General features: G+C 69.9%; 19 protein-coding genes. 6 read left to right on the forward strand and 13 right to left on the reverse strand.

The window, feature by feature from the left end:
* Position 1 precedes the first annotated feature (1 nt).
* The 3 genes from WDZ95_RS19255 to WDZ95_RS19265 form a co-directional block, all read right to left on the reverse strand.
* Positions 2–1,972, reverse strand: a complete 1,971-nt coding sequence (locus tag WDZ95_RS19255; RefSeq protein WP_425780847.1) for an ATP-dependent nuclease — start codon at positions 1,970–1,972, stop codon at positions 2–4.
* 1,050 nt (positions 1,973–3,022) lie between these two features.
* Complete coding sequence (locus WDZ95_RS19260) at positions 3,023–3,145, reverse strand: hypothetical protein (protein WP_277345026.1); 123 nt, start codon at positions 3,143–3,145, stop codon at positions 3,023–3,025.
* A 176-nt stretch (positions 3,146–3,321) separates the two neighbouring features.
* Complete coding sequence (locus tag WDZ95_RS19265) at positions 3,322–3,585, reverse strand: hypothetical protein (protein ID WP_166222910.1); 264 nt, start codon at positions 3,583–3,585, stop codon at positions 3,322–3,324.
* A gap of 257 nt (positions 3,586–3,842) precedes the next feature.
* Here WDZ95_RS19265 and WDZ95_RS19270 point away from each other — a divergent pair, with 257 nt between their 5' ends.
* The 5 genes from WDZ95_RS19270 (at position 3,843) to WDZ95_RS19290 (ending at position 12,549) form a co-directional block, all read left to right on the forward strand.
* Entirely contained in the window at positions 3,843–5,393 is a 1,551-nt protein-coding gene (locus WDZ95_RS19270) for a PhoX family protein (protein WP_287468361.1), read from the forward strand.
* Positions 5,394–5,412: 19 nt separating this feature from the next.
* A complete protein-coding gene (locus WDZ95_RS19275) occupies positions 5,413–5,991 on the forward strand; it encodes a PEP-CTERM sorting domain-containing protein (protein ID WP_287468360.1) in 579 nt (192 codons plus the stop codon).
* 250 nt (positions 5,992–6,241) lie between these two features.
* Positions 6,242–9,406 (forward strand): ExeM/NucH family extracellular endonuclease, encoded by a 3,165-nt coding sequence (locus WDZ95_RS19280; RefSeq protein WP_425780851.1) that lies wholly within the window; start codon positions 6,242–6,244, stop codon positions 9,404–9,406.
* 25 nt (positions 9,407–9,431) lie between these two features.
* Positions 9,432–11,744 (forward strand): 5'-nucleotidase C-terminal domain-containing protein, encoded by a 2,313-nt coding sequence (locus WDZ95_RS19285; protein WP_287468358.1) that lies wholly within the window; start codon positions 9,432–9,434, stop codon positions 11,742–11,744.
* 43 nt (positions 11,745–11,787) lie between these two features.
* Positions 11,788–12,549 carry a PEP-CTERM sorting domain-containing protein gene (locus tag WDZ95_RS19290; protein ID WP_166222919.1) on the forward strand — a complete coding sequence of 254 codons (762 nt, stop codon included), beginning with the start codon at positions 11,788–11,790 and terminating at the stop codon, positions 12,547–12,549.
* Between the two features lie 13 nt (positions 12,550–12,562).
* Here WDZ95_RS19290 and WDZ95_RS19295 read toward each other — a convergent pair whose 3' ends face one another.
* Positions 12,563–13,240 (reverse strand): PEP-CTERM sorting domain-containing protein, encoded by a 678-nt coding sequence (locus WDZ95_RS19295; RefSeq protein ID WP_425780854.1) that lies wholly within the window; start codon positions 13,238–13,240, stop codon positions 12,563–12,565.
* A gap of 245 nt (positions 13,241–13,485) precedes the next feature.
* Between WDZ95_RS19295 and WDZ95_RS19300 the strand changes: the two genes are divergently transcribed.
* Complete coding sequence (locus WDZ95_RS19300) at positions 13,486–14,286, forward strand: trypsin-like peptidase domain-containing protein (protein WP_425780856.1); 801 nt, start codon at positions 13,486–13,488, stop codon at positions 14,284–14,286.
* On the opposite strand, the gene WDZ95_RS19305 is transcribed toward WDZ95_RS19300, so the two are convergent.
* The 9 genes from WDZ95_RS19305 to WDZ95_RS19345 are packed head-to-tail and all read right to left on the reverse strand — an operon-like array spanning position 14,287 to position 24,507.
* Positions 14,287–15,222, reverse strand: coding sequence for an FkbM family methyltransferase (locus WDZ95_RS19305; RefSeq protein WP_425780857.1), 936 nt, complete (start codon positions 15,220–15,222; stop codon positions 14,287–14,289). It abuts the gene before it with no gap.
* A 22-nt stretch (positions 15,223–15,244) separates the two neighbouring features.
* A complete protein-coding gene (locus WDZ95_RS19310) occupies positions 15,245–16,624 on the reverse strand; it encodes a hypothetical protein (RefSeq protein WP_425780859.1) in 1,380 nt (459 codons plus the stop codon).
* Complete coding sequence (locus tag WDZ95_RS19315) at positions 16,608–17,714, reverse strand: glycosyltransferase family 4 protein (RefSeq protein WP_166222932.1); 1,107 nt, start codon at positions 17,712–17,714, stop codon at positions 16,608–16,610. The genes WDZ95_RS19310 and WDZ95_RS19315 overlap by 17 nt, the downstream gene beginning before the upstream one ends.
* Positions 17,711–18,955 carry a glycosyltransferase WbuB gene (locus WDZ95_RS19320; protein ID WP_287468353.1) on the reverse strand — a complete coding sequence of 415 codons (1,245 nt, stop codon included), beginning with the start codon at positions 18,953–18,955 and terminating at the stop codon, positions 17,711–17,713. The genes WDZ95_RS19315 and WDZ95_RS19320 overlap by 4 nt, the downstream gene beginning before the upstream one ends.
* Positions 18,952–19,797 (reverse strand): glycosyltransferase family 2 protein, encoded by an 846-nt coding sequence (locus tag WDZ95_RS19325; RefSeq protein ID WP_287468352.1) that lies wholly within the window; start codon positions 19,795–19,797, stop codon positions 18,952–18,954. Before WDZ95_RS19325 ends, WDZ95_RS19320 begins: the two co-directional genes overlap by 4 nt.
* Positions 19,794–20,354, reverse strand: coding sequence for a putative colanic acid biosynthesis acetyltransferase (locus WDZ95_RS19330; protein WP_287468351.1), 561 nt, complete (start codon positions 20,352–20,354; stop codon positions 19,794–19,796). Before WDZ95_RS19330 ends, WDZ95_RS19325 begins: the two co-directional genes overlap by 4 nt.
* Entirely contained in the window at positions 20,351–21,508 is a 1,158-nt protein-coding gene (locus WDZ95_RS19335; protein WP_425780863.1) for a glycosyltransferase, read from the reverse strand. The genes WDZ95_RS19330 and WDZ95_RS19335 overlap by 4 nt, the downstream gene beginning before the upstream one ends.
* Positions 21,505–23,301, reverse strand: a complete 1,797-nt coding sequence (gene asnB, locus WDZ95_RS19340; RefSeq protein ID WP_425780865.1) for an asparagine synthase (glutamine-hydrolyzing) — start codon at positions 23,299–23,301, stop codon at positions 21,505–21,507. The genes WDZ95_RS19335 and asnB overlap by 4 nt, the downstream gene beginning before the upstream one ends.
* 3 nt (positions 23,302–23,304) lie before the next feature.
* Positions 23,305–24,507: a glycosyltransferase gene (locus WDZ95_RS19345; RefSeq protein ID WP_425780867.1), complete on the reverse strand. Its 1,203-nt coding sequence runs from the start codon at positions 24,505–24,507 to the stop codon at positions 23,305–23,307.
* Positions 24,508–24,509 lie beyond the last annotated feature (2 nt).

A 24,509-nucleotide genomic window follows, 5' to 3' on the forward strand; every position in this document is an offset into this window, starting at 1 on the left:
CTCACAGCTGCGACACCTCCGCGGCAATGTGCTGCAGCACACGCTGGAGTACCGGTGGCATGCCGGCACGCAATGCGGGCAGATCGATGTGCGTCAGGGCGCGCAGGTGAGTGGCGGGCTTGCTTTGAGTCAGGAAGTGATAGCGATAGGCGGCCATGTGAGCGCAGAAAGGCTGCGCGTTGCCGGTGTAGCCGGTCAGGCCGGGTCCCGCCGTTCCCAGGACCACCTCGGCGGCAGCCTCGTTAGTCATGCGCGGTCCCGTCCCCTCGATGGTGGCTGCATAGGCGGCTGGGAAGGCGTGCAGCATGGCCAGATCGAGATCCAAGGGCCAAGAGAAGAAGACCGATGACGAGCGCTGCAGATAGTCGAGCCAGCCTTCGAGATTCGCACCGTCCCACGTGTCCATCGTTGCCAGGCTCTCGTCGGTCAGGATCGAGCCGTCAGACAAGGCCAGGATCTGCTCACGAGGCGTTCCCAATGCAAGCAGTTGCTGCAGCGCGTTCTTGACGCGGCCATAGCCACCGCCGTCGCGCCCGAGGTCCAGGTCGAGCAGAGTCGCATACGGAATGCCCAGTCCCTTCAACAACCTCCAGAAGTGGTTCACATGGCGACCACCGAGCGGCACGATGGCCACGAAGGACGGATCAACCAGTAGGTCCAGGGCCTCGGCCAGCCGAGGCAGCACTAAGCGCTCGGAGTCACCTTCGACCAGTAGAACGAAACGCGCGAAGTACAGCTCAGGAAAGGCCAGGAACGCATTGCGGACGAACTTGATCGCCTCGACGCTTCCGGTGGGCAACGGGATGTGCTGGACGGTCGACGTACCGCTGGCCATATCACGTCTGCAATAGCGCACGTCCTCGGGCGGGATGCGCCCGAGCACCGAGGGCGCATGGCTGCTGACGAAGGCCTGCCCGGCACCAGTCTCCACGAGACTGCGGATCTGCTTCAGGATCCGTGAGAGGTAGTACGGAGTCACGTGGTTCTCCGGCTCCTCGACCGCAAAGAGGGTCAGGGCAGGCACGCTGAGCTCCTCGGAGCGGAACCCCTCGATCCGGCCTGCCACCGCAGCCCGCTCCACATCGAACACGGCCGCCGCCAACGCGAAATAGAAGAGGGACTGCTGCCCATCGCTCAAGGCTTCCAGCCCACGGTCCTGACCCGCCGGGCCGCGCTTGAACATCACATCGATGCGCGCGATGACTTCCTCGAAGCGTCGGCTCGTCAAGCTGAGCTCCGGCGCGCAGTCGATGTCGCCCTCGTGTAGGGCGTCCCAGCGATGGGACAGTGCTTGGCTGATCGCCTGGATGGCCTTCTCGCCACCAAAGGCAGTCGTCAGTTGTTCCGTAGCGGCGTTGACCGCTGACTGCGTCCCTGCCGACCACTCGATCGCCCTGAGCAGCCGCGCGGCCAGAGTCCCTGTCGTGGCGCGGATCTGCGTGGCTGCATCGCGGCTGGCCGGTGTGTAGAACAACTGGATTAAGCCACGGTCAGCGGGCGCCACAGGGAAGGCCTGGTCGTCGCGGACGATCGGCTCGGCGGTCCCTATCCAGTTCAGCTCCTGGCTGACAGTACCTTCGGCCGTACCATCGTCGTCCCAGCGAGCGCGCAGCCGCAGCCGGCACAGCGGAGTACCACCGGGCCGCTCCACCCGTACATGACGGAATACGGGAGCCACCGTTGCCGCGGTGGCGCTACCGTCCGCCAGCTCCGGCAAGCTCAGCCGCACATCGATGGTCAGCGCCCGCGACTTGGGGCGCTCGGTTTCGGTGGGTGGCACATGGAAGTCAGAGAGGACGACCGTGCGCAGTGCCCGGGTCACCCCGAACAGGCGCATGAGGGCTTGAAGTGCCGCTGTTTTGCCGGAAGCATTGGCCCCGACGAACCCGGTTAGACCCGGGCTGAAATGGATAACCGTCGGGACAGGACCATAGCACCGGAACCCGGTGATAGTGACACTTTCGATATGCATTGGCACCGCTCCCTAGTGGCTATTTGTTGTCCATGCGCTCCAGATCTTCCGTCGACGTTGCAACGCACATAACAGCTCTGCTTAATGGTAACAAGGCAATGCGAGTGCTCGCCTGGACGCAGTGAGATCTGCCGTTCCAGCGATCGAAAAGCGATGGATACCGGACGTAGGCCCCACCGACGTGAAGGACCGCAACCGCTGCAGTGCGGACCTTGGTGCGCTGCCTATCCTTCAGTGCTCGGGCGCATCCCGTGTCCCAAGGCAACGGATTCACGGACTGACCGGTACATGGTTGCGCGTTCGAACTATCTGTGACTTGAGCGATTGACCACATCGCGGGCAGATGTGGCGATCCGGCTCTAACGGGATCGACCGAATCCCGGGTTGGAGAGAAAACCCTTCGCAGCCCGCCCAAGAGAGCTGATCCCGGTACTTTTGAGAGCCGAAAGAAATCGCCCAGCCCTCTGCAACCCCGCGCCCCGCCTCGCATTCGCCCAACAAAAAAGCCCCTGCATCGCAGGGGCTCCAGACTCGCTGGCGGTGGGGGTAGGCCGCGCTGAACCCGTCTCAGGGGCATGTGCGCACTCAAGTCGCCTGCTGTGGTGCCTCGAAAACTTCGCTGTACGGGCAATTGAGCTCTCGTTTTTCGCCAGCCTTTAAAAAAAAGCGCGCGCGCACGCGCGCACGCGCGTTTTAGAGAGGAGGTATCGCGGTGGGAGTTGGCAAGCGGGTCCACTGGCCTTGCGTAGCGCTAGCCGGGTAGTCGGGTCCCCAGGCGTACGCCATCAGAGCACGGGCACCGATGAACTGATGGATGGCTCATCGGAAGTGGGCTCGGATGCAACTTTGATGAGGTATGCGGCAGCCAGCTGCTTTAGCCGTGCTCGTTGTGCCGGTAGCGAGGATCCGCGCGCCGCCATGCATCGTGTCGCCCTTGGCCACCTGCGTTGTGCTCTCCTGGTCTTGGTCTATGTCGATAGCCTGTCGTTTTGGAGCCTTGCGGTTCCCGATGCGGGAACCGCAGGGGGGAACGGCAGGGGGCGGGCTGCTTCAGCCCTTGCTACCCCAGGTGCCCGCTTTTCTGCGCGAGTGGGTCAGAGGCAGGTACACGTCCAACTCGGTGAGCAGCACCAGCTCGTGCAGCACATTGCCGCGCGCCTGTTCAGCTTCCACGAGGCGACCCAAGACGCTTGGGCACGACCACAAAAGTGTGGCTCACCCTGCAGGCCCGGCACCAAAAGCACTTTGGTGGCTCACATTACGTTGGACTTCCCCCCTGTTTAGGCGGTTGAGCCAGCGACGCGCTGGCGCCGCCAATGATCTCGACACGTGTCGGCCGAGTCCCAGCGTCATCCGATCGCTGGTTCCGTGTGGCGACCAGCCAGCAGGGAGGCATCCAAGAGCCGGTACTTTGCGCTGTAGTACCGGTCAAGCCGCCATTCCTGAACCAGCTTGAGTGCCAGTTCGAAATCTTCATAGGGCAGGCCATAAAGCCGGGTGAGGTTGAAAGGCTCTTCTGACTCCAAGGCCAGCACGAGGGCGGCGAGCACGGCCGACCGCGACGATGCGGGATCTGCCTGAATCAGCTTCCGAACGGATTTGATGGCTTGCATGGGGGCTCCTGACAAGGAACGCGGACCATAAGCGCGGCCGTGCGGCCGGTCAATCCGGTGTCACCAAACCGTCACGGCGCGCGCAAAGGCCGCGCGTGCGGCCGCGCGGACCGGGCCGCGTTGTCAATGCACCGTTCGGACCAGGGTTCGTGTACCGCGGCCCAAGCGGCCGGGACAAACAGACGTGCACGGGTCAAGCGCCGTTCACGGTCGGCGAAGAAATTCCGGGGCTCCCCCCACTTTTTAAGGAGTCCTTAATGTCCGACAGTCCCCAGGATGTCTCGCGCCGCCAGCTGCTGCTGGGCGGCACCGGCGCGGCGGTTGCCGCCGCCTTCGGCGGTCCCATCGCCGCGCTGGCGAACACGGTCGATCAGGCGTACGCCGCGCAGTGCCTGCCCGACGACGCTTCGGTGCGCACGGACAGCCCCTACGGCCCCGTGGCCCCGGTGAACGACCAGACCACCGGCCTGCCCCTGGTGCAACTGCCCGCGGGCTTCACCTACAAGAGCTACGGCTGGGCGGGCGATGTGATGAGCGACGGCCTCATCACGCCGAACTCGCACGACGGCATGGGCGTGGTGCTCTCGCGCCGGGTCGGCCGCAGCAACGAAATCATCCTGGTGCGCAACCACGAGCGCTCCACCAGCAGCAGCGCGGCCAACATCGTGGGCGCTTCGCGCGAGAGCGTGGCCAAGTACGACACCGGCATCACCGGCACCAGCTACCAGATCGGGGGCAACACCAACCTGGTCTGGCGCGATGGCAGCTGGGTGTCGAGCTACGCCACGCTCGGCGGCATCTACCGCCCGTGCGCGGGCGGCGCCACCACCTGGGGCAGCTGGCTCAGCAACGAGGAGATCCTCAGCAACAACGTCAGCAGCACGGGCAAGAAGCACGGCTACATCTTCGAGGTGCCGGCCGACACCAGCCTGAACGCGGCCGATCCCACGCCCATCGTGGCCATGGGCCGCATGGCGCACGAAGCCAGCGCCATCGATCCCGCGACCGGCTACTGGTACCTCACCGAAGACCAGGGCAACGCCAACACGCTGTACCGCTTCCGCCCGAACAACCTCAGCGGCGGCCTGGGCAGCCTGCACCAGGGCGGCCTGCTCGAAGGCCTGGCCGTGGTCGGCCAGCCCAACGCGGACCTGCGCTATCCCACGCTGTGCCAGGAGTTCCAGTGCGCCTGGGTGCCGGTGGACAGCCCCGACGCCGATGCCGCCACGATCTCGACCACCGTCGGCTCGGTGACCGGCAGCGGCCCGTTCCGCGGCGCCTATGCGAACGGCGGCGCGATCTTCGGCGCCAACGAAGGCTGCTGGGTCGCCAACGGCACGGTGTTCTTCACCGACAAGGCCACCAGCGCCGCCGGCAACGGCCGCCCCGCGCGCAGTGGCGTGATCTGGGCGCTCGACCTCGCGACCCTGGTGCTCAAGGCCATCTTCGTGGGCCGCGACCGCGTGATCGGCAACTCGCCCGACAACATCTGCGTGAGCCCGCGCGGCGGGCTGCTGTTCTGCGAGGACGGCGGCACGTCCAGCCCCACCAGCGGCACCATCGTCGCGCAGGAGCTCAAGGTGCTCACGCCCGAAGGCAAGACCTACACCTTCGCGTCGCACAACTTCAACTTCACCAGCGCCCAGATGCAGGCCGTGGGCAAGGCCGGCAGCAACGCGGGCAACCACCGCAACACCGAGTGGGCCGGCAGCGTGTTCAGCCCCGATGGCCGTGTGCTGTTCGTCAACCTCTACACGCCCGGCGTCACGCTGGCCATCACCGGCCCGTGGAGCAAGGGAAGCCTCTGAACCCCCAGGAAGCCACACCATGAAATCCCTTGTCCTTTCCCTCATCGCGGCCCTGGGCCTGAGCGCGGGCGCGCAGGCCGCCACTTTCGAAGGCGTGGTGGCCGGCACGGCCACCCACACCGAGTACAGCGAACCCGGCCTGATCTCGTTCGACCTGGACTTCGCCTCGCTCGGCACCACGACGCTGCGCTACGTGGTCGAAGCCGCCGACCTCGGCAGCCTGAGCTTCAACGCGCTGCTGATCAACCGCATCGGCCTCGGTGGCGTGGGCGTCACGGGCTATCGCGTGGACATCGGCGCCGGCCTGTTCGCGTCCGTGGGCACGGCCTACCGCGAGTTCTCCGAGTCCTATGCCAGCGTCGACTTCAACGGCTCGAGCGCGGTGGTCGATTTCGGCACGCCCGAGTTCTACGACGTGCGCCTGGGCGATCCCAAGGGCTATGCGGGCAACGTGAACTGGTCCATCACGGGGCTGAACGCCGGCGACGTGCTCAACATCTCGGTCACGGCCGTGCCCGAGCCCGAGGGGCTGGCGATGTTGCTCGCCGGCCTGGGCGCCGTGGCCGCCTTCGCGCGCCGCCGCCGCAGCGCGGCCTGATCCCGGCCCGCGGCCCGCGGTCCGTGTCCGAGGCCCGGGCCATGGCCCGGTCTTCGCCGGGCCCGTCGAACGCCCATCCCGCGCATGCCGTTGGATGGGCGTTTGTTTTGAAGCCGCAGCTGCAATGGTCTTTTCGGATCAGCGCGGCGCGCTTGGCGCACAGCAAAGCCGTGATGCTGGCTGACCATCATCACGCAGGCCTTTGACAGGGTGCCGCTCGGGGCACCCGCAGGTGCACACGAACACGCCCATGCCGCTCCGATCCGCACACCACCGCCCCGTTCCCTCCACCGCGCGCCTGCGCCGCCTGAGCCTGGCCATGTCCCTGGCACTGCCGCTGTCGGCCATGGCCACCGACGTGCCCCAGGCGCTGCCCTTTGCCCAGAATTGGAGCAATGCCGGCCTGATCACCACCGCCAACAACTGGTCGGGCGTGCCGGGCATCGTGGGCTATGTGGTGGCCGGGCCCACCACCGGCGGCATCGATCCGCAGACGGTGCTCGCGCCCTCGACCGACGTGAACGTGGCGCCGAACCAGACCGCGCCCAACACCTACAGCACCGGCGGTGTGGCCGAGTTCGCGCTGGCCGACCCGGTGGTGGCGCTGGCCGGCTCGAACGGCGCGCACGCGCCCAACATCGTGCTGCACCTGGACACCCGCGGCAAACAGGCCGTTCGCGTGCGCTACGTGCTGCGCGATCTCGACGGCTCCAGCGACAACGCCATCCAGCCCGTGGCCCTGCAGTACCGCGTGGGCCGCAGCGGCAACTTCATCAACCTGCCCGCGGGCTTCGTGGCCGACGCCACCTCGGGCCCGAGCCTGGCCACCCTGGTGACCCCGGTGGACGTGGTGCTGCCCGCCGCCGCCGACAACCAGGCCGAGGTGCAGGTGCGCATCATCACCACCAATGCGGCCGGCAACGACGAGTGGGTGGGCATCGACGACATCCAGGTCGACGGCGACAGCCTTGGCGGGGGCGTGAACGCCCCCATCGCCACCACCTGCCCGGCCAACGCCGCGTTCGACACCGGCACCGGCGGCAGCTTCGCCGTCTCGGCCAGCGACAGCGACAGCGTGGTCAATGGCGCCACGCTCGCGGCCAACACGCCCGCCGCCATCACGCTGTCCGCGTTCACGCCCGCCACGCTCGAAGGCGGCAGCGCCAGCGCCACCATCGCCGTGGCCAGCTCGCTGGCCGCGGGTTCGTACCCGGTGCAGATCAACTTCGCCAACGACGAGCTGCAGACCGCGAGCTGCACCGTCACCATCGCCGTTGAAGGCACCACCCCGATCCCGCAGATCCAGGGCAGCGGCGCGCGCAGCCCGCTCGAAGGCCAGCGCGTGACCACGCGCGGCGTGGTCACGCGCATCAACAGCAACGGCTACTTCCTGCAAGACCCGGTGGGCGATGGCGATCCCGCCACCTCCGACGGCATCTTCGTCTTCACCAGCACCGCGCCCACGGGCGTGGTCGCGCTCGGCAACGAGCTGCGCGTCACTGGCACCGTCACCGAGTTCGCGGTGGGCACCGGCGCCGAGGCGCAGGCCCGGCCCGTGACCGAGCTCACCGGCACCACCGCCACGCTGGTGAGCACCGGCAACAGCGTCGCGCCCGTGGTCATCACGCTGCCCGAGGTGGCCGATGGCGAACTCGAGCGCTACGAAGGCATGGTGGTGCGCATCGCCTCGCCGCTGACCGCCTCGCAGAACTTCTTCCAGGGCCGCTACGGCCAGGTCACGCTGGCGGCCGAGGGCCGGCTCGAAAAGCCCACCAACCGCCACCCCGCGAACTCCGCCGAGGCCCTGGCCATGGCGCAGGACAACGCGCGCCGGCGCATCCTGCTCGACGACGGCAGCACGCAGCAAAACGTCAACCCCACGCCCTACATCGGCGCCGACAACACGCTGCGCGCGGGCGACACCCTGCCCGACGGCCTCACCGGCGTGATCGACTACGGCCTGGCCACCAACCTCAGCGACGGCCTGAGCGACTACCGCATCCACCCGATCGGGCCCGTGAACTTCGTGCGCAGCAACCCGCGCCCGGCCACGCCGCCCGCGGTCGGCGGCAACGTGCGCGTGGGCAGCTTCAACGTGCTCAACTACTTCAGCACCATCGACCAGGCCGGCGCCTCGTGCTTCCCCGGTGGCACGCGCAGCGACTGCCGCGGCGCCGACAGCGCGCTCGAACTCACGCGCCAGCGCAACAAGATCGTGCCCGCCATCAACGGCCTGGGCGCCGACATCGTGGGCCTGATGGAGATCGAGAACAACGGCAACGGCGCGGCGCAGGACCTGGTGAACCAGCTCAACGCGGCCGCCGGCGCCGGCACCTGGGCCGTGGTGGGCCTGCCCACGGGCGGCACCGGCACCGACGCCATCCGCGTCGCCATGATCTACAAGCCCGCCCGCGTCACCCCGTACGGCGCCGCGCTCAGCGACACCGCGGCCATCCACAACCGCCCGCCGCTGGCGCAGACCTTCCAGCTGTCCAATGGCGAGCGCTTCACCGTGGTGGTCAACCACTTCAAGTCCAAGGGTTGCGACAGCGGCTCGCCCGCGGCCGACCTCGACCAGGGCGATGGCCAGGGCTGCTTCAACGACCGCCGCCAGCAGCAGGCGCAGGCGCTGCTCGGCTTCATCGGCCAGCTCCAGGCCACCGACCCCGACGTGCTCGTGATCGGCGACCTCAACGCCTACGGCAAGGAAGACCCCATCCTCACGCTGGCCGGCGCCGGCCTGGTCGACCAGATCGACCGCTTCAACGGGCTCGGCTACTCGTACGTGTTCGATGGCGAGGCAGGCTACCTCGATCACGCCTTGGCCACGCCCACGCTGAGCGCCCAGATCACGGGCGCGCGCCACTGGGCCATCAACGCCGACGAGCCCTCGATCATCGACTACAACACCGAGTTCAAGGTCGGCGATCCGCAGTGCAGCGGCAGCTGCAGCCCCGACTATTACCAGGCCAGCGTGTACCGCTCGTCGGACCACGATCCGGTGCTGGTGGGCCTGTCGCTGCTGCGCCCGGTGCAGGGCACGGCCGGACGCGACACCCTGGTCGGCGGCGCGGGCGATGACCGCATCACCGGCGGCCCGGGCGCCGACACGCTCACCGGCGGCGCGGGTGCCGACACCTTCGTCTACACCGACCTGCGCGACGGCATCGACACCATCACCGACTTCACGCCCGGCACCGACCGCATCGACCTGAGCGCGCTGCTGGCCGCCATCGGCCAGAACTCCGCGAGCGCGATCGCCGACGGCGTGGTGCGTCTGGTCGATACCGCGGCCGGCCTGAGCCTGCAGATCGACAGCGACGGCAGCGCCGGCCCCATCGCGGCGCGCCCGCTCGCGGTGCTGCGCGGTGTCACCGCGGGCCAGATCCAGCCGGCCCGCGACCTGGGCCTTTGATTTCCACCTCCACAGGACCGATCCCATGAAGAACCGTTTCACCCTGGGCGCGCTCGCCGCGTCGCTGATGCTCGCCGGCAGCCTGAGCGCCGTGCAGGCCGAAACCCTCACCATCCTGCACATCGGTGACCAGGAGTCCTGGCTGATCTCGGCCCAGGGCAACCTGCGCAACGACGCCAGCCAGCCGATCTCGTTCTACGGCGGCATCGACCGGCTGGCCACGGTGGTGGCCAACCGCAAGGCCGCCGCGCCCGGCACGGTGCTCACGCTGAATGCGGGCGACTCCTTCCTGCCCGGCCCGCGCCTAACGGCAAGCTTCGCCAACCTCGCCACCGCGCACCCCGACGGCGGCCAGGACTTCTACGACGCCATTGCCAACCGCCGCATCGGCGTGGACGCCACCACCTTCGGCAACCACGAGTTCGACCTCGACAACACCGGCCCGGTCGCCGCGCGCTTCGCCCAGGTCTCGGGCACCACCTACCTCTCGGTCAACCTCGACTTCTCGGTCACGCCCCAGTTCGCCGACCTCGCGGCGCAGGGCAAGGTCGCGGCCTCCAAGGTGTTCACCACCGCGGGCGGCAAGAAGGTCGGCGTGATCGGCGTCACCACGCCGCTGCTGCCCTCCATCTCTTCGCCGCCGGCCGGCATCATGAAGAACTGGAGCGCCGGCAACAGCGAGCTGCAGAACCTGCAGGCCCTGCTGCCCCTGGTGCAGGCCGAGATCGACGACCTGCGCAATAACCAGGGCGTGAGCGTCATCGTGGTGATGAGCCACCTGCAGAACGCGCAGAACGAAACCGGCGTGATGATTCCCGGCCTGCGCGGTGTGGACCTGGTGATCTCCGGCGGCGGTCACGAGCTCATGACCGACAGCGACGACCTGCTCATCAACAGCGGCGTCGCGCCCACCTACACGCAGCACCCGATCACCGCGCTCGACGCCGAAGGCAAGGCCGTGCCGCTGGTCACCGGCCACTTCGGCAACCGCTACGTCGGCGAACTGCGCATCGACGTGGACGACAGCACCGGCCGCGTCAAAGGCCTGCTCGGCTCGAAGATGATCCGCGTGAGCGGCGCCGCGGCCGACGCCGACGCCGTGACCGGCGACGCCACCATCCAGGCCCAGGTGGTGCAGCCCGTCAGTAGCTACATCGCCGCGCTCAACGCCCAGGTCATCGGCACCACGGGCGTGAAGCTCAACGGCCCCACCCACGTGGCCTGCTCGCCCGCGCCCTGCCAGTACGTCGCGGGTGTGCGCAACGCCGACACCGGCCTGGGCAACCTGGTCGCCGACGCCCAGCGCTTCGCCGGCAAGGCCGAGGTCGCGATCCAGAACGGCGGCGGCATCCGCACCAGCATCGCGGTGCCGGGCAACGTGACCGTGGGCGACACCTTCAACGTGCTGCCCTTCACCAACCTGGTCAAGCGCGCGCCGGCCATGAACGCCGCGCAGCTCAAGGACCTGATGGAGCACTCGGTGGCCGCCTCCACGCCCACGGGTAGCGCCCAGGGCCGCTTCGCCCAGGTCTCGGGCATGCAGGTGGTGTACGACACCACGCGCACGCCGCGCGGCACCGCCGTCGGCAGCGGCGACCGCATCCGCCGCATCGTGCTCGACGATGGCACCGTGCTGGTCGACAATGGCCAGGTCGTCTCGCCGCGCGTCTTCTCGTTCGCCACCATCGACTTCACCGCCAACGGCGGCGACGGCTATCCCTTCGCGGCCAACGGCGTGGTGTTCGAGAACAACGTCAACACCATCACGTACCAGGAAGCGCTGGCCAGCTTCATCCGCGCGCCCAAGGCCGAGGGCGGCCTGCAGCGCCTGAACGTGGCCGACGGTGACGAGATCACCGCCAACATGTACGGCATCGAGAACGCCTTCGACCGCCACGGCCGCCTGATCGACCTCGCCGTCGCGCAGGCCACGCCCGGCATCTCGATCAACGGCACCGCCGGCCGCGACACCCTGGTCGGCACCGCGGGCGACGACGTGATCACCGGCGGCGCGGGCGCCGACACCCTCACCGGCGGCGCCGGCGGCGACCGCTTCGTCTACACCAGCGTGCGCGATGCGGGCGACACCATCACCGACTTCACGCCCTACGCCGACAAGATCGACGTGAGCGCGCTGCTCGCCAGCCTGGGCGTTGTCGGCGACGGCGTGGCCAGCGGCCACATCGGCCGCGTGGACGTCATCGGCGGCGTGCAGCTGCTCATCGACACCGACGGCAGCGCCGGCCCGATCGCGCCGCGCCCGCTGGTGCTGCTCAAAGGCCTGACCGCGGCCCAGTTCGTGCCCGGCCGCGACCTCATCGGCAACACCGCTCCCTGATCCCGCCCATCCCTGAACCGATCTCTTCACCCAAAGGAAAGCCATGAAAACCACCCGCCAACTGCTCGCCGCGGCCGCGCTGATCGTGACGGGGGTGGCCCCCGCGCTCGCGCAGGGCACCACCTTCCAGAACGGCAGCTTCGACGCCGGCCAGACCGGCTGGACGCTCTGGGGCGATGCCCAGATCCGCACCACCGGCAGCAAGACCGCGGTGCTGTCCACCGCCACCACCGCGTACGAAGACGACGCGCCGCTGCCCGCGGGCTTCAACAACAACAGCGGCGTCTCGCCGGTCAACTTCTACGAAGCGCCCAGCATCGCGGGCCTGCTGCCCACGGCGCTCGACATCGGCGGCTACGCGATCGAGGCCTCGGCGATTTCGCAGGACTTCTTCGCCACCGCGGGCGACACGCTGTCGATCAAGTTCGACTGGGCCTTCCTGTCGACCGAATCGATCAACCCCGACTTCGCGTTCATCGCCATCAACGACACCGTGGTGAAGTTCACCGACGCGTTCACGCTGCCCAACGTGAGCACCTTCAACAGCACCTTCGGCGATTTCAACGATGTGGCCTGGGGCTGGTCCAACGCCTCGTTCAGCTACACCGCCAACGCCAGCGGCGCGGTGCGCCTGGTGCTCGGCGTGGTCGACCTCAACGACGACCTGAGCACCTCCGAGCTGCGCCTGGACAACATCAGCGTGAGCGCGGTGCCCGAGCCCGAGACCATCGCCATGCTGCTGGCCGGCCTGGGCGTGATCGGCGCCGCCGCGCGCCGCCGCGCGCCGGCCCGCACGGCCGCCTGAGCCGGCGCTTTGTTCAGCCCGCCGCCACTGCCTTGCCGCGCCGATGACGCAGCCAGCCGCCCAGACCCGCCAGACCCGCGAGCCACAGCAGCGCGGTCTCGGGCTCGGGCACGGGCGATACGCTCACGCGCACGATGAGGTCGTCGAAGTCGGGGCGGCCCTTGTCGCGGCCGATGTTGAAGAACAGCAGCGCGCTGCTGGCGTCCTCGGACAGCACCAGCGCGTGCGGCCGCAGGTGGCCCCAGCGCGCGCCGACCAGATCGTCGAGCACCGACAGATCGACCCGGCCGGCGCTGGCCTGCTCGAAGCTCAGGCTCTGGCCCAGCGTGAAGGGCAGGCGCTGCGCGTCGCGTGCGGTGTCGTGACGGCCTTTGGCGGGGTGGTGGTGGCCCCAGTGGCTCCAGTGGCCCCAGCCCCAGCCCCAGCCCGGCCGGTCGGCCGCCTCGGTGCCGACCACGGTGAAGCTCAGCGTGGCCGGCCCGTCGAGGACCAGCCGCGCGTTGCGCAGCACGCTGTCCAGATCGAAGCCGCTGGTGTAGGTGGCCGCATCGCCCCACCAGACCGGGTCGAAGCGCGAGGGCAGGTCCATGGACTTGCCGCCCTGGGTGGACAGCGATTGCGCGTGGCCCAGCGAGGCCGCCAGGCCCAGCGCCAGCACGGTGGCGCGGGCGATCGAACGAACGGTTTGCATCACGGTTTCCTTGGCTGTGGCCGCGCCTGGCGCGGCCGGATTCATCACGAAGACATCGAGGAGCGGTACACCCTTCGGCAGGCCTGACGTCGAACACCCCATGGTCGAGACCCCGGTGAAGGGCTGCTGGCCGGAATTTTCCGGGCCGCGGTCCTGCGCTGTGTGTCTTCGCGTGCCTGGGCGCGGGCATATCCATGGTCCGATCGGATGATTCCGGAGGCGCGGTGCGAATCCCATCCCCTGTCGTGCGGCGGCGTGCCGCGCTCTGGTGCCTGTTGGCCGCGCCGCTGACGGCCGCAGCGCTCGAGGGCGGGGCTGGCGCGTCCGACCCGCAGGCGGGCACGCCGGCCGCCGCCGTCGGCAGCCTGTACGCGGCGCAGCGCCTGCTCTCGGGCGTGCTGATCGATCGGCAGTGGGTGCTCACGGCCGCGCACGCGGTCAACGGCGCGGTGCCGGCCGAGGTGGTGTTCCGCTCACCGCTGGCGGGCGGCTTCGTGGCGCGCGCCCGGGCCGTGCACGTGCACCCCGGGTTCGTCACCGGCCAGGTCGACCTCGCGCTGGTGCAACTCGAACGCCCGGCGCCCGCTGCGCTGCCGCCCGCGCCGCTCTACACCGGACCCTTGCTCGGCCACATCGTGCACCTGGTCAGCCACGGCGGCAGTACCACGCTGATCACCACCGGCGAGAACCGCGTCGACGCGCTGCAGCCCGATGCCGCGGGCCGGCCCTTGCTGTACCTGTTCGACCAGGACGGGCCCGACCTCTCGAGCAACGTGATCGGCCCGGCCGTGCCCGCCAACGGCACGCTGGGCGCGGGGCGCGAGGCCACGCTCGCCGCGGGCGATTCGGGCAGCGCGGCCTTCGTGGTGCTCGATGGCCGCTGGGGCCTGGCCGGCATCAACACCTTCCAGGCCACCGTCACGCCCAAGGGCGGCGGGCCGGTCGGGCGGCTGGCCGGGGGCATCTGGCTCGCGCCGCAGGCGGCCTGGATCGCGCGCGTGCTGCGCGGCGACAAGCCCGACGGCGGTGCGGACGCCAAACCCTGATCAGGCGCCGGGCGGCAGACCGAGCGCGTGCTGAAAGCGCGGTGGCACCGCCACCAGCATCGAGTGGTGGCGCGCCTGCACCTCGCTGGCCGTCACGATGCGGTGGGTCTGGCCGCGCCACAGGTCGCGCAGATCGGCCCAGCGCCGGCCCAGCCAGGTGCGGGGCAAGGGCGGGGCGGCATGCCAGGCGAAGCGGTAACCCAGGCCGGCGAGCAGGCGCACGGCCTCGGGCTGGCCATCCCGGAACTCGGCCAGGTGCTGCTCGAGCACGATCAGGGGCTGGCCGCGCGCGATGGTGTTCAGGCCGCCCTTGAGCACCTCGGTCTCGAAGCCTTCCACGTCGATCTTCATGAAATCGGGCCCGCGCCCGTCGAGCGCGAGATCGTCGAGCCGCTCGATGTCGATCGACACCTTGCGATCGCCCTGCGCGGACGCGTTGCGCAGCGACGAGCCGCCCAGGTTGGTGGCGTGTTCGAACAGCTCGAAGCGCCCAGCCTCGCTGCCCAGGCCGACCCTGCGCGCGTGGATGCGCGGGTCCCACTGCGTGTTGAAGCACAGCAGTCCGAAGGTGTCGGGGTGGGGCTCGAAGGCATGCACCGCGGCGAAGCGGCGCGCGAAGAACAGGCTGTGGTTGCCGATGTTGGCGCCGACGTCCAGGGCCACGCCCGCGGCGAACGTGGCGGCCAGCGGCTGCAGGAACGCGAACAGCAGCGCCAGTTCGTCGCGTTCGTAGACGCCGTGCTGGTTGATGTCGATGCCGATCAGGTCGTTGGCGAAGATCGCCATCTTGTGGCCGCGTTGCGCCGCATGCACCGCCGCGCGGCGCAGCAGCGCACGGGTGATGTAGCGGTCCACCAGGGCCCCGACGGGCTGCGCCTGGCGCACGCAAAGCAGGGTGGCGGCCTGGCCGGGGGCGGAGGGGGTCGAAGGCGTCATGGGCGGGCTGTCGGTTGGCGCATCAGCGCGGTGCGATGGGCGGGGGGCGCAGGGCAGGGCACAAGGCCACGCCATAGCCGGACCCCGAGCGGAACAGGCGGTCGAGCGCGGCCGGCACGTCCGCGCGCCGGGGCAGAAGCCGGCAGGCATCGGCATCGGCGCGCGCGTGCAGTGCGGTCATCGGCACCAGGTCCACCGCCTCGCGCGCACCGGCGGGTGGGCATCCCTTGAGCCGCGGCTCGTAGGCGGGCTCGAAGGCGTTCGCGGGCAGCAGCAGCGTCAGCCAGGGCGGCACGCCGCACACCGCCACCCCGCGGTCCTGCAGTTGCCGCAGCGGTCCGAGCGCGGCCGCTGCATCGGGCCGCTCGCGCCAGGCGCTCACGCCATCGCGCAGCAGCGATTGCGCCAGCCCCGCGCTGGCCAGCAGCGCGCACAGCAGCGCCGTGGTCCGCGCTGCGGTCGGCCCGGGCGCGCGCGGCGGCGCATCACGCAGCGAGGCCAGCAGCACCACGAACAGCGGCGCCAGGTTGTACCAGGCCGGCGGCACGCGCAGGCCGAAGTACGCCACCAGGGGCAGCAAGAGCAGCAGCGCGGGCCGCCGCCAGCACGCCAGCGCGAACACGCCCGCCATCGCCAGCCCCAGCAGCGGGAAGAAATCGCTGCGCACGAAGTACACCAGCAGGCCGCCGTCCTGGCGGCCCGCGAACTGGCTGCCCTGCTGCGACAGGCCGGCCAGCAGGTCGGCAAGCGGGAACGGATAGGCCAGCACGATCAGGCCCTGCACCGCGAGCACGGCCGGCAGGCCCAGGGGCGCGCCCCGCCACAGGGCCCGCTGGTCGTGCGCGTCGAGCGTGAGCAGCGCATGCGCTGCCGCCAGCAGGCAGGCCGTGGGCTGCGTCCAGGCCAGCAGGCCGATGCTGGCCACCCAGGCCCAGGCCATGCCGCGCACGCGCCATGCATGGCCCAGCAGCGCGATGGGCATGGCGAGCGTTTCGGGCCGAAAGCCCAGCTTGGCCTGCAAGGCACCAACCACCGTGATCAGCAGTGCGGTGGCCCACACGCCATGGCGGCTGCCGAAGCCCCAGGCCAGCGCCAGGGCCGTCAGGCCCATGGTGATCGCCAGCGCGATGAAGCCGCCCTGCAGCGAGCAATCGGGATTGAGCAGCGACAGCAGCCCGGGCCAGGCAATGCCGTGCCACACGTAGCGGTAGGCGCCGGTGGGGTCGAGCGGAAAGATCGGCGTCTCGAAGACGCCGCTGGCGCAGTGGTACTGCGCGACCGAGGCAAACAGCACGCCGTCGCCCACCGGGGCCGGCAGCGGCAGCGCCGCGAACACCGCCACGCGCGCCGCCAGCAGCGCCAGCGCCAGCGTGGCCAGCGCGCTGTCACCACCCCAGCGCATCGATCACCTCGCCGGCCCAGCGCTCCATGGTCGGCAGCGTGGGCAAGGGCCGGTCGAACAGGCCCGGCCGCTGCACCCGCCGCAGCATGGTCTGCAGCGCCGCCGCGAAGCCGGCCTCGCCGGGCTCGGCGATCAGCACCCAGGGCGTGCCTTCGAGAATTTCGCTCACACCCGATTCGCGGTTGAGCACCACCGCGCAGCGCCGGTACAGCGCCTCGATCGCCGGCAGGCCGAAGCCCTGGCGCGCGGGCATCAGGAACACATGGGCCAGGCGGTACAGGTCTTCCAGCCGCGCGTCGCTCACGAAGCCGTGGAACACCACGCGATCGGCGATGCCCAGCGAGGCGGCCAGCGCCTGCAGTGCGTCGCCCTCGGGCCCCTTGCCCGCGATGTGCAGCCGCCAGCGCGGCCCCCCCGGGTCGCCGGCGGCCAGCGCGCGCAGCATCCAGTCGATGCGCTTGCTGGCCTGCAGCCGGCACACGCTGAGCAACTGCACCTCCTGCTCGCTGCGCAACGGCAGTTCACCGGCGATGCGGCCATGACCACCCAGGTAGTGCACCTGCGCACGGCGCCCATAGAGCCGGTGCATCTCGTGCGACAGCGCCTGCGTGTTGGTGAGCAGTTGCTGCGCCGCGCGCACACCGCGGCCCGTGGCCCAGTCGCGCACGCGCAGCCTCATGCGCTCGCCCACCGTGTCTTGCGGCGCGGGCGAGAGCAGGCTGTAGGTGTCGGGGATGCGCAGCTGGAAATGGCGCGCGCCCACCAGCCCGGCGTGCATGGCCGACTGGATGTTGAACAGCGCGGGCAGCGGCGAGCCCATGGCCCGGATGCGCGCCAGCGCAGCGCGCAGCGCCCAGGCCTTCACCGGTCCGCCGGCCTCGGGCCGCAGCTGGTGCACGCGCAGCGGCAGCGTGGCGTGGCGCGCCAGGTCGATATGGTCGTGGTAGCAGAGCACACAGTGCGGCTTGCCGCGCGCGTGCAGGCCTTCGCTGAGCGCGAGGATCACGCGCTCCTCGCCGCCGAACTCCACGAACTCGGGCTGGAAGATCACGGCCTCGCCGGCCGCGGGAAACGAATCGCCAACGCTCATGGAACGGTCCTCGTGTCGGTGCGGCCTTCGTTGGCCACGAGCCGGGCGAGCAGGGCGCTCAGCACGGCGTCGCGGTCGATGTGCTGCTCGGCGTGGGCGCGCGCGCGCTGGCCCAGCGTGAGGCGCCGCGACGGGCTGTCCATCAGCGATGCCAGCGTGGCCGCGAGCGCGCGGTCGTCGCCCGGCGGCACGCAGGCCCCGCAGCGCGAGACCACGTCGGCCAGCTCCGTGCCCTCGCGGCAGGTCGCGATCACCGGGCGTCCGCTGGCCAGCATGTTGGTGAGCTTGGAAGGCAGCACCAGGTCTTCGGCTTCCACGCTCTGCGGCAGCAGGTGCACGTCGGCCAGGCCCAGCAGATCGCCCAGCCGCTCCAGCGGTTGCAGCGGCAGCAGCCGCAGGTTGGGCAGGCGGCGCGCCGCCTGTTCGAGCTCGGCCTGCATCGCGCCCTGGCCGCACACCACGAACACGATGTCGCTGCGGTGCGCGAGGTGCTGCGCGGCGCGCGCGATCACGTCCAGCCCCTGCTTGGCGTTCCAGGTGCCCGAGAACAGGGCCACACGCACCCCGTCGGCCAGGCCCAGCTCGGCGCGGTAGGGGCTGGGGCCGGCGAGCGGGCGCACGGTCTGCACGTCGGCCCAGTTGGGAAACAGGCAGCCCCGGGCTTCGTCCACGCCCTTGCGCCTCAGGTGCGCGAGCATGCGCCCAGAGATCGTGGACACGGTGTCGAAGCGGCGCAGCAGCCACGATTCCAGGCCCAGGGCCGTGCGGCGCAGCGCGGCGTGGCGCAGCAGGCCCATCTGCAAGGCCACGTCGACCTCGAAGTCCTGCACATGCAGCCACGCCTGGGCGCCCGTGGCCCGGGCCGTGAGCCAGCCCATGGGCGCGCACAGCAGCGCAGGCGCCACCACGATCACCGCGTCGGGGCGCCAGGCCCACTGGCGCAGCATGGCCGGCAGCGAGGCCAGCGCAAAACTCGCCAGGTGCAGCACGCGCTTGAGGCCCCCCGGGTGCCGCGGCACCCACAGCGGTGCGCGCCACACGCGCACACCCTGCCACGTGTGCTGGCGCCAGGCCGGACGGCGCCAGCCGGCATCGACCTGCCAGGCCGGGTAGTAGGGCGGCGCGCACACCACGCGCACCTCGTGTCCGCGCGCGGCCAGCCAGGCCGCCATCTCGCCCGAGTACTTGCCGATGCCCACGGGTTCGGGGGCGAAGTTGGTGCTGTAGACGAGGATCTTCATGGCCGGGGTTCGCGGGCCGCGGCCTCGCGCTCCTTGACCTTGAGCACGATGAAGTACTCGTAGATGCACTGCAGCAGCGCGTAGCGAACGCCGGCCATGCCGTCGAGCAGGCCGCGACGCCACAGCAGCATGTACAGCAGCTTCACCAGCGGCCGCGCGGGCAGCCGGTAGAACAGCGCCTTCTGGTGCACGCGCCGCTGGTTGAAGTCGGCGCCGAACAGGGCGATGCGCCACGAGGGCCGGGCGATCGCGCCCTGCACGATCAGATCGGCCTCCATGCGCGAGTACTGGTTGTGCTTGTGCAGCCAGTGGTCCAGCCCCTTCGAGAACGGGTAGTGGTCGAACGGCGCCTGCAGGTCCTCGATGCCGCCATCGACCTGCAGCACCTCGTTGATCTCGCGCTCGTAGCGCACGTGCGGCGGCCGCACCAGGCGCACGTAGAAGGGCGAGATCTGCGAGTGCCTGAGCCAGCGTCCCCACCAGATGTCGCGCCGGCGCATGCGCGCGGCCACCACCCCGGCGGGCGCGCGCTGCACGAAGCGGCCGATCTCGTCGCGCAGCGCTTCGGGCAGGCGCTCGTCGGCGTCGAGGATCAGCACCCAGGGGTGCTTGAACGGCAGGGCCAGGCCGGCGTTGCGCTGGCTCGCGTAACCGGTGAAGGCGCGCTGCGTCACCGTGGCGCCCGCGGCCTGCGCCAAGGCCACGGTGCGGTCGTCGCTGAGCGAGTCCAGCACGTGCACGTCGTCGCTCCAGGCCACGGTGGCGAGGCAGCCCGGCAGGTCGCGCTCCTCGTTGCGCGTGAGCACCAGCACCGACACCGGCGGCTTCGCTGGCGCGCTCATTGAACAGCCCCCCGGCGCCGCTGGCGCACCCGCACGGCGGGGTGGCCGGCCCACACCGTCCAGGCCTCGTCGACCGATCGCATCAGCACCGAGCGCGCGCCGAGCACGCATCCTGGCGCCAGACGCACGCCGGGCCCGACGAAGGCCTCGGCGCAGACCCAGGCGTGTTCGCCGATGTCGATCGGCCGGGCCACGAGCTGGAAGTTGGGCGAATCGATGTCGTGGGTGCCGCCGCAGAGGTGGGCGCCCTGCGAGATCACGGCCCCCGAGCCGATGCGCAGCGGCCCCATGTTGTAGAGCGTCGCGCCATCGCCCACGCCCACCCGGTCGCCGATCTCAAGCTGCCAGGGCGCCCAGATGCGCACGCCCGGGTACACGTGCACGTGCCGGCCCAGGCGTGCCCCGAAGGCCCGCAGCAGCGTGCGGCGCCATGCGTGCGCGGGCCGCGGGCTGGGGCGAAACAGCAGCAGCCACACCAGGCCCCAGAGCGCGCGCGCGAGCCGGTTGCCCAGCGCGAACGAGGCCTGCGTGGCGGGGTCGTTGCCCTGGACGATCATGGCCGCCCCAGCGCGTGCGCGACGTCGATGAGCGACTGCGCCATCGCATCGACCGAGAACTGGCGCCGAAAGAGCGCGCGCGCCGCCTGGCTCATGGCGTTGCGCTGGTCCGCTTCGAGCGCGAGCCAGTGGGCCAGCAGCCGGCGCATGCCCTCGGCGCTGTCCGTGTTCACCAGGCCGGCGCCGGCCGCCTGGATCTCGCGCCAGATGTTCACCTTGTCCGAGATCAGAACCGGCAGGCCGCAGGCCAGTGCCTCGGCCACGGCGATGCCGAAGTTTTCCTGGTGCGAGGGCAGGGCGAAGGCCTCGGCCAGGTGCAGCGCGCCCCACTTGGCCTCGCCGCTGAGCATGCCGGTGAAGTGCACGCGGTGGGCCACCGAATGCCGCCTGGCCAGCAGCTTGAGGCGATCGAGCTGCCCGCCGTCGTCGGGCCCGGCGAACACCAGGTGCAGGCCCGGGTGCCTCGGCGCCTCTTCACCGAAGGCCTCCACCAGCAGGTCGCAGCCCTTCTTCTCGTGCAGCCGGCCCAGGAACAGCAGCAGCCGCTTGCCGCGCAGTTCGGGATACGTTTCGAGAAACCGCTGCGCCAGGCGCGGCCCGTCCTCGGGGGGCGGCCGCGTGCCGTAGGCCACCACCTGTTCGCGCGCGGCGTAGAGCCAGAACGATTCGCGCGCGAGGCGGCGTTCCTCTTCGCTGGTGAACAGCACCGCCGCGGCGTCGCGCAGCACGCGGTAGTCGCCCCAGGGCCAGTACAGCCACTTCTTGAGGTGCTTGAGCGGGTAGGTGTGCTTGAACCAGGGGTCGAGCATGCCGTGCGTGAACACCACGTAGGGCAGGCCCATCGCGCGATGGGTGTGCCAGGTGGCCAGGCTGTGGTACTGCCAGAGGCCGTTGACCACGGTGAGGTCGTAGCGGCGCGCGTGCTGGCGCAGCCAGCCCGAGAGGCCACGGTGGAAGCCGTACTTGCCGTGGCCCGGGCCGATCGCGTGCACCGTGAGCGGGTGTTCGCGCACGTGCGGCATGGACGGGTCGTCGAGCGCGACGATGTCGACCTCGTGCCCCATCTCGCGCAAGCGCAGCCCGCGCTGCAGCACCCCTTCCATCGGGCCGCCGCGGCGGGGATCCACGGTGGGCAACACGTGCAGCAGTTTCATGCGACCGCCTGTTCCTGGGTGAAGGACCGGTAGAGGAAGCGGGCCCAGCCGCGGTGGTTGCCCACGGTGTGGGCGGCGCCGGGATGCAGCCACTGGTGGATGGGCACGGCGAAGCCGGTCTTGGGCCGTTCGAGCACCGGCGCCGGCAGTTGCGGCGCCACCGCCCGCGCCACCGCGCGCTTTTCGCGCGTGGCCGACAGGCCGGGCAGCTCGCGCCATTGCCGCAGCAGCGTGCCGTCCACGAACGGCACGCGGATCTCGAGCGAATGCGCCATGCCGGCCCAGTCGGCGTCGCGCAGCAACTGGTGGCGCATGTACCACTGCATCTCGAGTGCCGAGAGCGCCAGCCGCGGCGAGCGAAGACCACGGGTACTCGCCTGCAGGCGGGCCAGCGTGTCGAGTTCGGCCAGACCTTGCGCGGCGAGCTCCGGGTCCATCAAGGCTGGAATCTCCCAGGGCATGAACAGCGCACGCCGCAGCAAATAGGCGCCACCGATCGAGCCGCCGTACTCCACCAGGCCGGCGTACTTCGCCGAGGGCAGCAGCCCTGGCATCCGGCTCATGGCGTGGCGGATGCCCAGTCCCAGGTGAGGCACCCGGGCCAGCGGCTGTATTCGCCGCTGCAAGGTCGGCACCTGGCTGAAACTCGGGTAGGAGCCGAACAATTCGTCGCCGCCAATGCCCGATAAAGCCACCTTTAGGCCTTGTGCAGCGGCCGACTTGGCCACGAACCAGGTGTTGATGCCATCGACGGTGGGCTGGTCCATCGCGTGCATCAGGGCTTCGCGGTCCTTTGCAAAGTCAGACGCATTGAAGCGGTGCAGGTGGTGTTTTGCGCCGAGCTGGCTGGCCACTTCCGCCGCCAGCGCGGCCTCGTCCTGGCGGGTGCCCGCGTACTCGTCGAAACCGAGGGTGACGGTGTGCAGGGCCCGGTGCCTGGCGGCGCAAGCCGCGATCATGGTGGAGTCCAGTCCGGCCGACAGGAACACGCCGACCGGCACATCGGCCACCATGTGCGCGGCCACGCTGTCGTCCACCGCGCGGGCGATGTCGTTCAACGGTTCTGCGAGCGGATCGCGCCGGGCCTCTTGCGCGCACAGCAGGCCATGAAGTGGGCTGTCGAAGGGCACCGCGCCGCCGGCTTTGCCGTCGCGCACCTGCATCCAGTGCCCTGGAGGCAGGGCCCGGATACCCTTGTAAAGCGTCCAGGGGTCCGGCACCGATCCCCACAGCAGGAAACCCGCGTGGCCAGCAGGCTCCGGTCGACGGTCGACGTCCGCTTCCAGCAACGACTTGACTTGTGAGGCGAAGCGCAGCGTCGCGCCATCGTCGGCGACGTACAGTGGCTTGACGCCGAACGCGTCACGCGCCAGAAACAGCGTGCGGCTGGCCGCGTCCCAGATGGCGAAGGCGAACATGCCGCGCAGGCGGCCGAGCATGGCCGGGCCGTCGCGCGACCACAGCTTGAGCAGCACCTCCGTGTCGGACGCGGTGCGCATGGCCACGCCGCTGCGCACCAGGTCTTCGCGCAGCGCCGCGTGGTTGTAGATCTCGCCGTTGAAAACGATCTGGTTGCCGTTGCGTTCGTCGCGCATCGGTTGGGCGCCGCTGTCGTCGGTGGCGATGATGGCAAGGCGCCGGTGCGCCAGCGCAACCCGCCCATCGCTTGAACACCACAGGCCTGCGCCGTCGGGTCCTCGCGCTCGCATGCGCTCCCGCATGCGCATGAGCTCGTCCAGGTTCACAGGAGAGGCGTCCGGGTGGTAGGCCAGCGTGCCGGCGATTCCGCACATGGGTCAGCGTCTTTCGGGTGTCGGCATGGCGGCGGCAGGCGTGGCGGTATCGCTCAGCAAGCGCGCGTAAATGCGGAGGTATTGATCGATGGCTTTTGAGGCCTCGAAGCGGCGCGACCAGGCCACGCAGGCGGCGGCCCGGCGGCGCCGCTCACCGGCGGGCACGTCCAGCAGCGCCTGGAGCACCTGCGCGCCATGGGCTGCCCAGGCGTCAATGTCGTCGCTGGCATTCAGCAAGGGCAGGTAGCGCGATTCGGGTCCCCCGATCTCGTTCATGGGGGCGTCGTCGGTGGTGATCACCGGGCAACCGCAGGCCTGCGCCTCGATGATCGGCCAGCCGAAGCCTTCTGCCAGGCTCGGAAACAGCAGCGCCTGAGCCAGCGAATAGGCCGCCTGCAGCGCGGTGTTGTCGAGGTTGTAGAGAAACCGAACCTGGGCCGTCGGGGGAAGCGCATGGACAGCCTGTCGAATAGCCGGGCTTTGAGGCACCCCCACCAACCACAGCGGCAGTGGCTGCGAATGGCGGAGGACGTGCTGTGCATAAAGGCGCAACACCCCCTGCACGTTCTTGTACCAGCTCCCACCGCTGACGTGCAGCAACATCCCGGGACCCGGCACGGGGTGGCCCGCGGCCTCGAGGATGCCTGTCGCGGCCTCGGCCGTCATCGGTTCATAGGGGTGGTTCATACCGTTGTGAACCACTTCGCAAGTGGTGGCCTGCAAGCGACTCAACCGCAGCAAGTCTTCCCGGGTCCGTTGGGAGATGCAGATGAAGTGCCTCGCGTGCTGATAGCCGTGGCGAATGAAGCGCTGATAGAGCCGGCCAGTAAAGCGTGTGGGGTTCTGCACAATCTCGCCGAGGGCGCTGCGAAGCGCGAGCAGGTCGTGCACGTGGACGACATGCGGACGGTCCTGCAGGCGCGGCGCCCAGGGGCCCTGCGCCTGATCGGTGAGCACGAAAAGGGTGTCTGCGGGCTCTCGCGCCACAGCCCCTCTCAACCACCAGGCGAACAACAGGTACTGATCGACGTAACCGGCCCATTTGCTCAAGGCGCCACGCTGTATCCATGCACGCAGCCGGGCGGGCGGCGCCCACACCTGCACCTCGTGACCGCGCGCTTCATACGCCGATCGCAACATGCCTGCAAAGCGCGGCATGCTCTGCGAATCCATGAACGCCGGGTGGGCCAACAGCACGATGCGCACGG

Origin of the sequence: Hydrogenophaga sp. T2 (genome assembly GCF_049843535.1) — a bacterium.
GTDB classification, from domain to species: Bacteria; Pseudomonadota; Gammaproteobacteria; order Burkholderiales; family Burkholderiaceae_C; genus Hydrogenophaga; species Hydrogenophaga crocea.